Source organism: Cupriavidus ulmosensis, assembly GCF_977008105.1.
Map to the genome: position 1 here is coordinate 321,671 of NZ_CDRMWP010000001.1, position 14,004 is coordinate 335,674.

11 protein-coding genes are annotated in these 14,004 nt (G+C 71.7%); 8 read left to right on the forward strand and 3 right to left on the reverse strand.

Annotation, left to right across the window (positions count from 1 at the left end; all coding sequences use genetic code 11):
- Positions 1-18: 18 nt before the first annotated feature.
- On the reverse strand, positions 19-999 hold the full coding sequence (gene dmeF / locus ACWTPI_RS01435) for a CDF family Co(II)/Ni(II) efflux transporter DmeF (protein ID WP_020204910.1): 981 nt from the start codon (positions 997-999) through the stop codon (positions 19-21).
- A gap of 203 nt (positions 1,000-1,202) precedes the next feature.
- Here dmeF and chrA point away from each other — a divergent pair, with 203 nt between their 5' ends.
- A complete protein-coding gene (chrA, locus tag ACWTPI_RS01440; RefSeq protein ID WP_454730795.1) occupies positions 1,203-2,552 on the forward strand; it encodes a chromate efflux transporter in 1,350 nt (449 codons plus the stop codon).
- A 25-nt stretch (positions 2,553-2,577) separates the two neighbouring features.
- Here the strand turns inward: chrA and ACWTPI_RS01445 are convergent, their stop codons facing one another.
- Positions 2,578-3,498, reverse strand: coding sequence for a LysR family transcriptional regulator (locus ACWTPI_RS01445; protein ID WP_020204912.1), 921 nt, complete (start codon positions 3,496-3,498; stop codon positions 2,578-2,580).
- A gap of 143 nt (positions 3,499-3,641) precedes the next feature.
- On the opposite strand from ACWTPI_RS01445, the gene ACWTPI_RS01450 reads away from it, so the two are divergent.
- The 6 genes from ACWTPI_RS01450 to ACWTPI_RS01475 all read left to right on the forward strand — a co-directional run bounded on the left by ACWTPI_RS01450 (position 3,642) and on the right by ACWTPI_RS01475 (position 10,716).
- The gene (locus tag ACWTPI_RS01450; protein ID WP_454730796.1) at positions 3,642-4,661 is read left to right on the forward strand and encodes a tripartite tricarboxylate transporter substrate binding protein; all 1,020 of its coding nucleotides are present in this window, start codon (positions 3,642-3,644) and stop codon (positions 4,659-4,661) included.
- 68 nt (positions 4,662-4,729) lie between these two features.
- A complete protein-coding gene (gene leuC / locus ACWTPI_RS01455) occupies positions 4,730-6,148 on the forward strand; it encodes a 3-isopropylmalate dehydratase large subunit (protein WP_454730797.1) in 1,419 nt (472 codons plus the stop codon).
- Entirely contained in the window at positions 6,141-6,839 is a 699-nt protein-coding gene (leuD, locus tag ACWTPI_RS01460; RefSeq protein WP_454730798.1) for a 3-isopropylmalate dehydratase small subunit, read from the forward strand. The genes leuC and leuD overlap by 8 nt, the downstream gene beginning before the upstream one ends.
- Before the next feature lie 27 nt (positions 6,840-6,866).
- Entirely contained in the window at positions 6,867-7,751 is an 885-nt protein-coding gene (locus ACWTPI_RS01465) for an alpha/beta fold hydrolase (RefSeq protein WP_454730799.1), read from the forward strand.
- Between the two features lie 242 nt (positions 7,752-7,993).
- A complete protein-coding gene (locus ACWTPI_RS01470) occupies positions 7,994-9,781 on the forward strand; it encodes a putative bifunctional diguanylate cyclase/phosphodiesterase (protein ID WP_454730800.1) in 1,788 nt (595 codons plus the stop codon).
- Between the two features lie 356 nt (positions 9,782-10,137).
- A complete protein-coding gene (locus ACWTPI_RS01475; RefSeq protein WP_020204919.1) occupies positions 10,138-10,716 on the forward strand; it encodes an acyloxyacyl hydrolase in 579 nt (192 codons plus the stop codon).
- A gap of 32 nt (positions 10,717-10,748) precedes the next feature.
- On the opposite strand, the gene ACWTPI_RS01480 is transcribed toward ACWTPI_RS01475, so the two are convergent.
- Complete coding sequence (locus ACWTPI_RS01480) at positions 10,749-12,290, reverse strand: aminotransferase-like domain-containing protein (RefSeq protein WP_454730801.1); 1,542 nt, start codon at positions 12,288-12,290, stop codon at positions 10,749-10,751.
- 369 nt (positions 12,291-12,659) lie between these two features.
- Here ACWTPI_RS01480 and ACWTPI_RS01485 point away from each other — a divergent pair, with 369 nt between their 5' ends.
- Positions 12,660-13,991, forward strand: coding sequence for an aminotransferase class III-fold pyridoxal phosphate-dependent enzyme (locus ACWTPI_RS01485; protein ID WP_454730802.1), 1,332 nt, complete (start codon positions 12,660-12,662; stop codon positions 13,989-13,991).
- Positions 13,992-14,004 lie beyond the last annotated feature (13 nt).

A 14,004-nucleotide genomic window follows, 5' to 3' on the forward strand; every position in this document is an offset into this window, starting at 1 on the left:
CGGCGAGGTGCAGGCCGCCTAGTGCCCGCAGCGGTGGATTTCCACCGTCACGTGCGCGAGTTCCTCGTGCACGGACAGCGCCTCCTTCACGCGCGCCGGCGTGAGCGCGTCGTCGTGCGTCACCAGGCTGGCGATCACGGCGAACTTCTGCTTGCCCACGCGCCACACGTGCAGGTCGGCCACGCGCGTGCCTTCGGGGCCGTCGTCGAAGCCGGCCAGCACCTCGCGCACCTCGTCCACCACCGGGTGGTCCATCTCGCGGTCCAGCAGCACGGTGCCGGTCTGCCGCAGCAGGCCCAGCGCCCAGTGGCCGACCAGCGCGGCGCCGGCCAGGCCCATCACCGGGTCGAGCCAGCCCAGGCCGAGCCACCAGCCGCCGGCCAGCGCCAGCACCGCCAGCACCGAGGTGGCGGCGTCGGCCAGCACGTGCAGGTAGGCCGAGCGCAGGTTCAGGTCGTGGTGGCCGTGGTGATCGTGGCCATGATCGTGGCCGTGCTCATGCCCGTGCCCGTGTCCGTGGTCATGCCCGTGGTCATGTCCGTGATGGGCGCCGCCCAGGATCAGCGCGCACGCCAGGTTGACCAGCAGGCCGGCGATGGTCACGGCCAGCGCCTCGCGGTAGTGGATGGCCTGCGGGCTGAACAGCCGCTCGACCGAGCCGTACACCATCAGCGCGGCCACGCCGAGCAGGAAGATGGCGCTGGCGAAGCCGGCCAGCACCTCGATCCTCCACGCGCCGAAGGCGAAGCGCCGGTCGCCGGCATAGCGGCGTGCCGCGGCGTAGGCGAACGCGGTCAGGCCGATGGCCAGCGCGTGCGAGCTCATGTGCCAGCCGTCGGCCAGCAGCGCCATCGAGTTGAACCACAGGCCGGCGGCGATCTCGACGACCATGGTGGCGGCGGTGATCAGCATCACCAGGCGGGTGCCGCGCTCGGCGGCGCGGTTGCCGGTGTCGAAGACGTGGCTGTGGGTCCAGCGGGAGAGATCCTGGGTATGCATGGCGGTCCTGTGCAGCTTGGAAATATCGTCGGGCGCAAGCGTAACAGCGCGCGGCGCCACCGGGGCGATTCGTCCCTGCCGGCAGCATGGGCAGGCGCGCCGGCGCGGGCTGTCACGCGTCTCTGCTATTGTTGGCGCGCTGCCCGCCGCAGGCAAGGCACAAGATAACCCACAAGACACCCTACAAGACAGCGCCACAGACGATGCATGCCTCCACCCTGACTTCCGCGGCCGCCCCGGCGCCGATCCCGCTGCGCCAGGCGTTCTGGTACTGGCTCAAGCTGGGCTTCATCAGCTTCGGCGGCCCGGCCGGGCAGATCGCCATCATGCACGAGGACCTGGTCGAGCGGCGCCGCTGGATCTCCGAGAGCCGTTTCCTGCACGCGCTCAACTACTGCATGGTGCTGCCCGGCCCCGAGGCGCAGCAGCTGGCCACCTACATCGGCTGGCTGATGCACCGCACCTGGGGCGGAGTGATCGCGGGCGGGCTGTTCGTGCTGCCTTCGCTGCTGATCCTGATGCTGCTGTCGTGGATCTACCTGCGCTTCGGCGAGGTGCCGGCGGTGGCCGGCGTGCTGTACGGCATCAAGCCGGCGGTGACGGCCATCGTGGTGTCGGCGGCGTGGCGCATCGGCTCGCGCACGCTCCGGAACGGCTGGCTGTGGGCCATCGCGGCGGCGTCGTTCGTGGCGATCTTCGCGCTCGGGCTGCCGTTCCCGGCCATCGTGGTGGCCGCCGCCGTGGCCGGCCACGTGGGCGGGCGCATCGCGCCGCAGCGCTTCGCCGGCGGCGGCGGGCATGGCGCCGGCAAGGCCGGGCACGGCCCGGCGCTGATCGACGACCACACGCCCACGCCCGCGCACGCGCTGTTCTCGTGGCGGCGCTTCGCGCGCGTGCTGGCGGTGTTCCTGGCGGTATGGGCGCTGGCGCTGGGCGCGCTGGCGTGGCGCTACGGCTGGCAGGGCACGCTCACGCAGATGGGCTGGTTCTTCACCAAGGCCGCGCTGATGACCTTCGGCGGCGCCTACGCGGTGCTGCCCTATGTCTACCAGGGCGCGGTGGCGCATTTCCACTGGCTGACCGCGCCGCAGATGATCGACGGGCTGGCGCTGGGCGAGACCACGCCGGGCCCGCTCATCATGGTGGTGGCCTTCGTCGGTTTCGTCGGCGGCTGGACCCACGCCGTGTTCGGCGCCCACGCGCTGGTGGCCTCGGCGGTGGCGGCCGCCGCGGTGGTGACGTTCTTCACCTTCCTGCCGTCCTTCCTGTTCATCCTGCTGGGCGGCCCGTTCGTGGAAAGCACGCACGGCAACCTGAAGTTCACCGCGCCGCTGACCGCCATCACGGCGGCGGTGGTCGGCGTGATCGTCAACCTGGCGGTGTTCTTCGCCTATCACGTGCTGTGGCCGGCCGGGCTGCAAGGCCGCTTCGACTGGCCCTCGGCGCTGATCGGGCTGGCCGCGGCGGTGGCGCTGTTCCGCTTCAAGGCCGGCGTGATCCCGGTGATCCTGGGCTGCGGGCTGGCCGGCATGGCCATCGTGCTGCTGCGCTGAGCCCGCCAGCCGCCGCTGCCAGTCGCTACCAGCCGCTGTAAGGCGCGTCCGGCGCGCGGTGTGCGGCGAAATGCCGCGCCAGGTAGTCGACGAAGGCGCGCACCTTGGCGGTGAGATGGTCGCGCGTGAGGAACACGGCGGACACGTCCGCCGGCGGCGTCGACCACTCCGCCAGCACTTGGCGCAGCCGGCCCGAGCGCAGCATCGGCGCCACTTCCCATTCCGAGCGCATCAGGATGCCGTGGCCCTGCAGGGCCCAGCCGAGCGCGACCTCGCCGTCGTTGGTGCTGGCCGGGCCGCGCACCTTGACGGTCTCCTGGCGGCTGGCCGAGCGCAGGTGCCAGGTGCCGTAGGTGGCGTCGCTCTCGCGCAGCACGATGCAGCGGTGCCGCTGCAGCTCGCGCGGCGAGGCCGGCTCGCCGTGGCTGGCCAGGTAGCGCGGCGCGGCGCACAGCAGGCGGCGGTTGTGGGCGAGCGGGCGCGCGGTCAGGCGGGCGTCGGGCAGGCCGCCCACGCGGATGCCCACGTCGAAGCCGGCCTCGGCCAGGTTGAGCGGCCGGTCGGTCAGCTCGAGCTGGACCTCCACTTCCGGGCAGGCCAGCAGGAAGGCGCCCACCGCCGGCGCCACGTGGCGCCGGCCGAAGCCGAGCGTGGCATTGACGCGCAGCAGCCCGCGCGGCGCCACGCGGCTGCCGCCCAGGCCCTGCTCCAGCTCCTCCAGTTCGGCCAGGATGCGCGCGCCCTGTTCCAGGTAGGCCTCGCCCTCCTGCGTCACGCTCAGGCGCCGCGTGGTGCGGTGGAGCAGGCGCACGCCCAGGCGCGCCTCCAGCGCGGCCAGCCGCTTGCTGGCGGCCGACGGCGTGATGCCGAACTGCTGCGCCGCGCCGGCCAGGCTGCCGCGCTTGACCAGGGTGACGAAGAAGGCGAGGTCGGAGAAGGTATCCAAACGGGAATTGGTGAACTGAAGGACCGAATGAAAGTCTGTGGATGAAATTATAGCGGCGCGTTCAATGGTTACACTGGCATCTCCATAAAACAGCGCGGCGGAAGCGGTCCCGTTTCCAAGCCGCCGGACCAAGGAGACCCACCATGACCCGCTTTACCGCGACCCGCGCGTTGACCACCCTGGCCCGCCGCGTGCGCCGGGCCCCGGCTGCCGCGCTTGGCGCGCTCGCCCTGTGCGCCGCGCTGGCGCCCGCCGGCGCCGCCGAGACCTTCCCGGCGCGCCCGATCCGCCTGATCGTGCCGTTCGCGCCGGGCGGCAGCGTGGACATCGCCGCGCGCCTGATCACCGAAGCGTGGGGCCGCCAGCTCGGCCAGCCGGTGGTGGCGGACAACCGCGCCGGCGCCTCCGGCAACATCGGCATGGACCAGGCCGCCAAGGCCAGGCCGGACGGCTACACGCTGGCCATCAACAACGTGGCGCTGGCGGTCAATCCTTCGCTGTTCGCCAGGCTGCCGTTCGACACCGAGCGCGATCTGATGTCGGTCGGCACGATGGGCACCTCGCAGCATGTGCTGGTGGTCACCAGCAGCCTGCCGGCCAAGGACGTGAAGCAGCTGATCGCGCTGGCCAGGAGCGAGCCCGGCAAGCTGAGCTTCGGCTCGGCCGGCACCGGCAGCACCCTCCACATGGCGGCGGAGCTGTTCAAGTCCGAGTCCGGCGCCAACATCCTGCACGTGCCCTACAAGGGCGGCGGCCCGGCCATGCTCGACACCATCGCCGGCCAGGTGCAGATCAGCTTCCCGGTGCTGTCGGCCGCGCAGCAGCAGGTGCAGGCCGGCAAGCTGCGCGCGCTGGCGGTGACCGGGCCCAAGCGCTCGCCGCTGATGCCGGGCGTGCCGACCGTCGCCGAGGCGGGCCTGCCCAACTACACGTTCGAGACCTGGTTCATCGTCAGCGCGCCGGCCGGCACGCCCAAGGACGTCATCGCCACGCTCAACCGCACGCTGAACCAGGCGCTGTCCACGCCGGAGATGAAGGCGCGCCTGCTCAAGGAAGGCTTCGAGCCGCTCACCATGAGCCCGGCCCAGGCCGACGCCATGCTGCACAAGGAAACCCTGCGCTGGGCCGCGCAGATCAAGCAGGCCGGCATCACGCCGGAATAGCCATGCCGCGCGGCGGCCACCGCCGCCGGCCGGCTACCCACAAACAAGCACCCACAAGCACAAGTCTCATGCCAGGCCGTACCTTTTACCGCAAGCTGGTGGATTCGCACACCGTGGCGGCGCTCGACGCCGACCACGTGCTGCTCTACGCGGATCTGCACCTGATGAACGAATACACCAGCCCGCAGGCGTTCGCCGGGCTGGCCGAGCACGGGCGCGCGGTGCCCGCGCCGGGCCAGCAGGTGGCGGTGGTGGACCACATCATCCCCACCCACGCGGAAAGCCCGCGCCGCATCCAGGACCCGGCCTCCGCCTTGCAGGCGCGCAACCTCAAGCGCAACTGCGAGCGGCACGGCATCGCGCTGTTCGACACCGACGACGCGCTGCAGGGCATCGAGCACGTGATCGCGCCCGAGCACGGCATGATCCGCCCGGGCATGGTGGTGCTGTGTGGCGACAGCCATACCACCACCTACGGCGCGCTGGGCGCGCTCGGCTTCGGCATCGGCACCTCGGAGGTCGAGCACGTGCTGGCCACGCAGACGCTGGTGTACCGCGTGGCGCGGGACATGCGCATCCGCGTGGACGGCACGCTGCCGCGCGGCGCCACCGCCAAGGACCTGATCCTGCACGTCATCAGCCGCATCGGCGCGCAGGGCGCGCGCGGCTACGTGGTGGAGTTCTGCGGCAGCGCCATCGGCGCGCTGTCCGTGGAGGCGCGCATGACCCTGTGCAACATGACGGTGGAAGCCGGCGCGCGCGGCGCGCTGATCGCCCCCGACGCGCGCACCGTCGACTACGTGCTGGCGCGCGCGCCGGATATCGCCGGCGAGCTGCGCGAGCGCGCGCTGGCCTGCTGGCGCGAGCTGCATTCCGACGCCGATGCGCGCTTCGACAGCGAGCTCGCGTTCGACGCCAGCCACGTCGCGCCCTACGTCAGCTGGGGCACCAGCCCCGATCAGGCCATCGCCATCGACGCGCGCGTGCCGCTGCCCGCGGACGCCGCCGACGACGTGGCGTGCAGCGCCGCGGCGCGCGCGCTCGACTACATCGGCCTGGAGGCCGGCGCCACGCTCGAAGGGCTGCCGGTGCAGCGCGTGTTCATCGGCTCGTGCACCAACGGCCGCATCGAAGACCTGCGCGCGGTGGCCGGCATCGTGCGCGGACGCCGCGTGGCCGAGGGCGTGCGCGCGATGGTGGTGCCGGGCTCGGGCGCGGTGCGCGCCCAGGCCGAGGAAGAGGGCATCGCGCAGGTGCTGCGCGACGCCGGCTTCGAGTGGCGCAAGCCGGGCTGCTCGATGTGCCTGGCCATGAACGACGACGTGCTGGCGCCCGGCGAGCGCTGCGCCTCCACCACCAACCGCAATTTCGAGGGACGCCAGGGGCGCGCCGGGCGCACCCACCTGATGAGTCCCGCGATGGCCGCCGCCGCGGCCCTGACCGGCTGCATCACCGACGTGCGCCGCCTGGAGCAGACCGATGCCTGACAACCGTAGCGAAATCCGCACCGAAAGCCAGACCGGACACGGCGCAAGCCAGGCCGGACACGACCTGATCGCCGCCACCGGCGCGCCGCTGCCGGTGGGCAACCTCGACACCGACCAGATCATGCCCAAGCAGTTCCTGCGCATCATCGACAAGGCCGGGCTGGACCGCGGGCTGCTGTACGACATGCGCTTCGACGCCGACGGCGCGCCGCGCCCGGACTTCGTGCTCAACCAGCCGCAGTACCAGGGCGCCGGCGTGCTGGTGGCCGGGCCCAACTTCGGCTGCGGCTCCAGCCGCGAGCACGCGGTGTGGGGCCTGCAGCAGTTCGGCATCCGCGCGGTGATCGCGCCGAGCTTCGGCGAGATCTTCTACTCCAACGCCATCAACAACCGCCTGCTGCTGGTGATGCTGCCGCAGGCCGAGGTGGACGCGCTGATGGCCGCGGTGTCGGCGCCCGCGCCCGCGCGCATCGAGATCGACCTGGCCGCCATGACCGTGCGCGCCGGCGCGCTGTGCTTCGGCTTCGCGCTGGCCGAGCGCCACCGCCTGATGTTCCGCCAGGGCCTGGACATGATCGGCGCTACGCTGGCGCAGCAGGCGCGCATAGCGGAATTCGCGCGGCGCCATCACAATGCACAGCCGTGGCTGCAGGATGTCGCGGCCCGGACGATGGCGCGGCTGTCCGCCTAGGCGCGGCCGCATTCAGGAGGACCGATCGTGTTCGAAGGCTTCACCCCGCGCCGCGTGCCCTGCGGCGACGTCGAGATCCACGCCGTGGTGGGCGGGCAGGGCCCGGCCCTGCTGCTGCTGCACGGCCATCCGCAGACCCACGTGATCTGGCACAAGGTGGCCGCCGCGCTGGCGCGCCACTTCACCGTGGTCGCCACCGACCTGCGCGGCTACGGCGACAGCGGCAAGCCCGCCGGCCTGCCGGACCACGCCAACTACAGCAAGCGCGTCATGGCGCAGGACCAGGTCGCGCTCATGCACGCGCTCGGCTTCGAGCGCCTCCTGGTGATGGCGCACGACCGCGGCGCGCGCGTGGCGCACCGCATGGCGCTCGACCATCCCGGCGCGGTGCGGCGGCTGGTGACGCTGGACATCGCGCCCACGCTGGCGATGTACGAGCAGACCAGCCTGCAGTTCGCCACCGCGTACTGGCACTGGTTCTTCCTGATCCGCCCGGCGCCGTTCCCCGAGACGCTGATCGAGGCCGACCCGGCGCTCTACCTGCGCAGCACGATGGGCGCGCGCAGGGCCGGCCTGGCGCCGTTCACGGACGCGGCGATGGCCGAATACCTGCGCTGCCTCGAGCTGCCCGGCGCCGCGCACGGCCTGTGCGAGGACTATCGCGCGAGCGCTTCGATCGACCTCGAGCACGACCGCGCCGATCTCGCCGCCGGGCGCAAGGTCGAGTGCGGGATGCTCGCGCTGTGGGGCGAGCAGGGCGCGGTGGGCCGCTGCTTCGCGCCGCTGGACGAGTGGCGCAAGGTGGCGCGCGACGTGCGCGGCAAGAGCCTGCCGTGCGGCCACTACATCGCCGAGGAAGCGCCCGAGCTGCTGCTGGAAGAGACGCTGCCGTTCCTGCTGGCCGCGCACTGAGCCACACTGAGCCGCATCGAGACACATCGAGGCACATCGCGCTGCACGCAGACGCATTGCGCCGCCCGGCGCGAGTGGGGATGACGGGGGGTAGCCCGCGCGTGCATGCGCGCCACGGCCCGCGCTTTATCGCGCAATGAGGGCACAAAGCGCGGTGTTCGGGGATAAAATGCGCGCCATGCCTGCCATTTGCCGTCGTGTCCCGGTCCGGGACGCGCGGCAGCCCGGCACTTCTCTCCCCTATGGACGACACCCCGCCGCGCGCACCGATCCCGTCACCTCCCGCCACGTTCGCCGCGCCTGCAGGCGCGAGCGCGGCGGCGGGCGTGGCCGCCGCCGCCGGGCAGCCGGACCTGCTGCTCGACAGCATCGCCGATGCCGTCGTCGCGTTCGACCGCGACTGGCGCTTCACCTACGTCAACCGGCCCGCCGAGCGCCTGTTCAGGCGCAGCCGCGCCGAACTGCTGGGCCGCGCCATCCGCGACTGCTGCCCCGAGCTGGACGGCTCGCCCAGCTACCAGGCCGGCGTCGAGGCCGCCGCCAGCGGCGAGCCCCGCACCAGCACCGCGTTCCATGCGCCGCTGGCCTGCTGGCTGGAGGCGCGCGTGTTCCCGCACGCCGGCGGGCTGGCCATCCTGTTCCGCGACGTCAGCAGCGAGCGCGAGCAGTCCGCGCAGCTCGAATACCACGCCGGCCACGATTACCTGACCGGCCTGCCCAACCGCCGCCGCTGCACGCAGGTGCTGGCTGACGCGGTGGCCGAGGCGGCCGCGGCGCGCGCCGCCGCGGCGGGCGGCAGCAATGACGGCGGCGACGGCGCGCGCGACGGCGTGGCCGTGCTGTTCGTCGACCTGGACCGCTTCAAGGAAGTGAACGATGCGTTCGGCCACGCCGCCGGCGACGCCCTGCTGCGCGAAGTGGCCGAGCGCTTCCTGGCGCTGCTCGGCCCCGACGCCTTCGTCGCGCGCGTGGGCGGCGACGAGTTCGTCTTCGTGCTGCGCTGCGCCCATGCCGGCCAGGCCGAGCGCTTCGCCGGCACCATCCTGGCCGGCGTCTCGCATCCGTTCCAGGTCGAGGGCCACACGGTGCTGCTGGGCGCCAGCGTGGGCATCGCGCAATGGCCCGAGGCCGGCAGCGGCGCCGACACGCTGCTCAACCACGCCGACGCCGCCATGTACGCCGCCAAGGGCGCGGGCCGCTTCCAGTTCCGCACCTTCCACCGCGATCTCGCGCACGGCATGCGCCAGCGCCTGCAGCTGCGCGCCGACCTGCTGGCGGCGCTGGCCGACGACCAGCTCGTGCTGCACTTCCAGCCGCAATGGTCGCTGCCGGACGCGCGCCTGGTGGGCGCCGAGGCGCTGCTGCGCTGGCAGCACCCGGTGCACGGGCTGCTGCTGCCGGGCGCCTTCCTCGACGTGGTGCTCGAGTCGCCGCTCGAGGCCGCGGTCGGCATGTGGGTGATGCGCGCCGTGTGCGGCCAGATCGCCGGCTGGCGCCGCGAGGGCCTGCCGGTGCCCAAGATCTCGCTCAACCTGTCGGCCCGCCAACTGGTGATGCCGGGGCTGGCCGGGGTCCTGACCGGGCTGGCGAGCGAGCACCGGGTGCCGTGCGCGCTGCTCGACGTGGAAGTCACCGAGAACGCGCTGATGACCGACCTCGACAACGCCGCCGCGGCGCTGGGCGAGCTCAAGCGGGCCGGCATCAGCGCCTCGCTGGACGATTTCGGCTCGGGCTACTCCAGCCTGGCCTACCTGACGCGCCTGCCGGTCGACACGCTCAAGGTCGACAAATCGTTCGTCGCCGCGCTGGGCCGCGCGCCCGAGGCGCTGGCGGTGATGCGCGGGGTGATCGCGCTGGCGCGCTCGCTGGGCCTGCGCAGCCTCGCCGAGGGCGTGGAAAACGAGGCCCAGCAGCGCCTGCTGGCCGACGAGGGCTGCGACGCGGCGCAGGGTTTCCTGCTCGGCCGGCCGCTGCCGCCGGCCGAGTTCGCCGCCGTGATGCGCGGCGGCGGAGCCACCGGGCGCGGATGACGCAGCGCGGCAACAACCCGCAGTCATGCCGAGCACGATGGGGCCCGGAGGTGCATAATCGCCCACCAGTACGACACGTCCTGGCCGAAGTGGTCGACCGGCTCAACATACATTCATGAATGGATGTATAATTTCGCGATTGTTCGCCTGGGAGTCCAGGCGTCTGTTGCGGAACTTGACCATGACTTACCGTTTTATTGCCGGATGCATCGGCACCTGGCTTGCGATCGCCGTGACCGCGGGCTGGGTGATGGAGCGCCTCTGGTCCTGAGTACGGGTGGTCGGCCTTGCCGCGCGGAGGTGGCAAGGTTTTCGCCAGGACTTGCCATTCTCGCGGTTTCACCACCACCTTGCACATGACCAATCAGAAGAAGAAGGCCGGCCTTGCCCGCCGGTTCGCATCGCAATTCAAGGCGCTCGGCGCCGTCGCCGCTCTGGGCGCCTGCGCTGCCGCGCACGCCGATCCCGCGGTCCACGTGGCCGTCGGCCGCGATCCCGGCCACAACATCAACAAGTACGAAGTCGGCGTCAACTGGGATTCCGGCTTTGCCTGGGGCAACCCGCAGGGCTGGCAGTTCAAGCTGCAGTGGGAAGCCGAAGTCGCCGAGTGGAACACCCTGAGCGGCACCAACCACCACAACCTGACCGAATTCGGCTTCACGCCGGTGTGGCGCCTGGAAAAGCGCGGCGGCGCCTGGGTGCCGTTCCTCGAAGCCGCGGTCGGCGTGCGCATGCTGAGCAGCAAGTACACCTCGGAAGAGCACCGTTCGGGCAGCCTGTTCCAGTTCTCGGACATGCTGGGCCTGGGCGTGGCCTTCGGCCCGAAGACCGCCTATGAGGCCGGCTTCCGCTACCAGCACGTCTCCAACGCCGGCATCAAGCAGCCCAATCCGGGCAGCGGCTTCTACACCGGCTACGTGCGTTATCGCTTCTGAAGCGAACCGCCGGGCCTGACGCCCGGCGCCCATCAGGCCAGCCGCGCCAGCCCCGGGCGCGCGCCACGCGCGCCGCGCGCCGGGCTTTCCGCCGGCGCGGCGCGGTCCTGCCCGCCGCGCAGCGAATCGAAGAAGCGCCACAGCGCCGGCGCGTCGCTGGTGGCCACGTTGAAGCGGATCCACGGCGAATCGCCCTCGTCCGGCACGAAATACGATCCCGGCGCGAGCCAGATGCCGTGCTCCAGCGCCAGCGTGGCCAGCCGGTTGCCGGAGCGCGCGGCCTCGCCGTCGCTTCCTTCTCTTTCTCCGCTTGCCCCGTTCTTCCCGCTGTCCTCCGGCCGCACGCGCGCCCAGGCGAACATCCCGCCTTCCGGGCGCAGCAGCACTTCCAGCCCGTGCGCCTCCATCTTCTCCGTGATGCGGTCCTGTTGGCCGCGCAGCCGCTCGGCCAGCGCCGCCACGTGGCGGCCGTAGTGGCCGCTGGCCAGCACCGAGTACACCAGCCGCTCGGTCACTTCCGACGAGGTCAGCCCCACCGCCATCTTGGTGCGCGCCAGCGCCTTGGCCAGTTCCGGGCTGGCCGCGAGGTAGCCCACCCGCAGCGAGGGCGCGATGGTCTTGGAGAAGCCGTTCACGTAGATCACGTGCGACAGCCCGTCCATTGCCGCCAGCATCGGCGAGCCGGCCGGCGCCAGCTCGCGGTAGATGTCGTCTTCCACCACCAGCAGCCGGTATTGCTCGGCCAGCTGCAGCACGCGGTGCGCGTTCATGCTGGTGAGCGTGCCGCCGGTCGGGTTCTGCAGCACCGTGTTGACGAACAGCGCGCGCGGCGCGTGGGTGCGGATGGCGTGGTCGAGCGCGTCGGTGTCCAGCCCGGCCGCGGTGCGGCGCACGCCCACCACCCGCAGCCCGGCCAGGCGCAGGATCTGCAGCAGGTTGCAGTAGCAGGGATCCTCCACCAGCACCGTGTCGCCGGGGCGCAGCAGCGTGCGTACCACCAGGTCCAGCGCCTGGGTGGCGCCCTGCGTGAGCACCACCTGCTGGGCCTGCACCGGCATGCCGTACTGGCTCAGGCCGGCGGCGATATGCTCGCGCAGCGCGGCGAAGCCGTAGGGATGGCCGTAGCCCGACACCTGCGCGGCCGGCACGCGCGCGGCCGCGCGCATGGCCTGATGCAGCCCTTCCTCGTTGAGCCAGTCGCCGGGCAGCCAGCCCGCGCCGGCCTTGATCGGCACCGAGTGGTCGGCGAACACGTCCGACAGCAGCCAGGCGGCGTTGAGTCCGGGTGCTTCCCAGCGTGCCGCCGGCACCTGTCCGGCGGGCGCGTGGCGGTGCGCCACCGTGTAGCCCGAGCCCACGCGCGCGCTCAGGTAGCCCAGCGCGGTCAGGCGGCCGTAGGCCTCGGCCACGGTGAAGGTGCTGATGCCATGCTGCTGGGCGAAGCGCCGCACCGAAGGCAGCGCCACGCCGGCGCGCAGCACGCGGCGGTCGACCAGGCTGGCGATGCCGGCCACGATCTGTTCGGTCAGGGTGTCGCCGCTGCGGCGGCCGCGCACGAGTTCCAGGTTGAGCATGCGTCACGCGCGATGGAAATGAACCTGTACAGTTTAAGCGCACCGCCCGGCCAACGGGAAGCACGGCCTCGCGGCACCTCGATGCCACGCTGCCGCGCAATGCCCGCGCGGGCGCGGATTTCCATGACGCAATGCGCAATCGCGTTGCCATCGGCCGTGCCGGCCGGCATCGGCGCCATGCCGTGATCTGTACGGTTGTTGCACTAGAACCTGTACGGTCAGGCGAGGTTTTGCCGACCGTATATTCTTCAAGACAGGCCGTACCGCTACAGTGGCCGCATTCACCAGCAGTGCCCCCGGACAACCGACCGAACAACCCGGGCGCGGCCCGCACGCCGCGCCCCTAGCCGAACCCCCTGAGGAGGACGTATGGATGCCGCCAAGACCGTGATCCCCGATCTCGACGCCCTGTGGATGCCGTTTACCGCCAACCGCCAGTACAAGGCGGCGCCGCGCCTGCTGGCCTCGGCCAGCGGCATGTACTACACCACCCATGACGGCCGCCAGGTGCTCGACGGCTGCGCCGGCCTGTGGTGCGTGGCCGCCGGCCACTGCCGCACCGAGATCACCGAAGCCGTGGCGCGCCAGATCCAGACGCTGGACTACGCGCCGCCGTTCCAGATGAGCCACCCGCTCACGTTCGAAGCCGCCACCAAGCTCGCCGGCATCATGCCCGCGGGCCTGGACCGCATCTTCTTCACCAACTCGGGCTCGGAATCGGTCGACACCGCGCTGAAGATCGCGCTGGCCTACCACCGCGCGCGCGGCGAGGGCCAGCGCACGCGCTTCATCGGCCGCGAGCGCGGCTACCACGGCGTGGGCTTCGGCGGCATGGCGGTGGGCGGCATCGGCGGCAACCGCAAGGTCTTCTCTGGCAACCTGATGCCCGGCGCGGATCACCTGCCGGCCACGCTCAACATCGCCGAGGCGGCCTACTCCAAGGGCCAGCCGCAATGGGGCGCGCACCTGGCCGAGGATCTCGAGCGCATCCTGGCGCTGCACGACCCGTCCAACGTCGCCGCCGTGATCGTCGAGCCGCTGTCCGGCTCGGCCGGCGTGCTGGTGCCGCCGGTGGGCTACCTGGAAAAGCTGCGCGAGATCACCAGCAAGCATGGCATCCTGCTGATCTTCGACGAGGTCATCACCGCCTTCGGCCGCCTGGGCGCGGCCACCGCGGCCGAGCGCTTCAAGGTCACGCCGGACCTGATCACGATGGCCAAGGCCATCAACAACGCGGCCGTGCCGATGGGCGCGGTGGCGGTGCGCCGCGAAGTGCACGACGCCGTGATCAACTCCGCCGCGCCGGGCGCGATCGAGTTCCTGCACGGCTACACGTATTCGGGCCACCCGCTGGCCGCCGCCGCGGCCATCGCCACGCTGGACATCTACAAGAACGAGGACCTGTTCGGCCGCGCCGCCGCGCTGGCGCCCGCGTTCGAGACCGCCGCGCATTCGGTGCGCGGCGCGCCGCACGTGAAGGACATCCGCAACTTCGGCCTGGTGGCCGGCATCGAGCTGGAGCCGCGCGCGGGCCAGCCCGGCGCGCGCGGCTACGAGGCCTTCCTCAAGTGCCTGGAGCGCGGCGTGCTGGTGCGCTACACCGGCGACATCCTGGCCTTCTCGCCGCCGCTGATCATCACCGAAGAGCAGATCGGCCACATGTTCGACACCGTGAAGAAGGTCCTGCAGGAATTGCAGTAACCGCGGCGACCAG

What these genes read in the sequence shown, in the direction of transcription:
- dmeF (WP_020204910.1), bottom strand. Translation starts at nt 999, where the DNA reads ATGCATACCCAGGATCTCTCCCGCTGGACCCACAGCCACGTCTTCGAC.
- chrA (WP_454730795.1), top strand. Translation starts at nt 1,203, where the DNA reads ATGCATGCCTCCACCCTGACTTCCGCGGCCGCCCCGGCGCCGATCCCG.
- ACWTPI_RS01450 (WP_454730796.1), top strand. Translation starts at nt 3,642, where the DNA reads ATGACCCGCTTTACCGCGACCCGCGCGTTGACCACCCTGGCCCGCCGC.
- leuC (WP_454730797.1), top strand. Translation starts at nt 4,730, where the DNA reads ATGCCAGGCCGTACCTTTTACCGCAAGCTGGTGGATTCGCACACCGTG.
- leuD (WP_454730798.1), top strand. Translation starts at nt 6,141, where the DNA reads ATGCCTGACAACCGTAGCGAAATCCGCACCGAAAGCCAGACCGGACAC.
- ACWTPI_RS01470 (WP_454730800.1), top strand. Translation starts at nt 7,994, where the DNA reads ATGGACGACACCCCGCCGCGCGCACCGATCCCGTCACCTCCCGCCACG.
- ACWTPI_RS01475 (WP_020204919.1), top strand. Translation starts at nt 10,138, where the DNA reads ATGACCAATCAGAAGAAGAAGGCCGGCCTTGCCCGCCGGTTCGCATCG.
- ACWTPI_RS01480 (WP_454730801.1), bottom strand. Translation starts at nt 12,290, where the DNA reads ATGCTCAACCTGGAACTCGTGCGCGGCCGCCGCAGCGGCGACACCCTG.
- ACWTPI_RS01485 (WP_454730802.1), top strand. Translation starts at nt 12,660, where the DNA reads ATGGATGCCGCCAAGACCGTGATCCCCGATCTCGACGCCCTGTGGATG.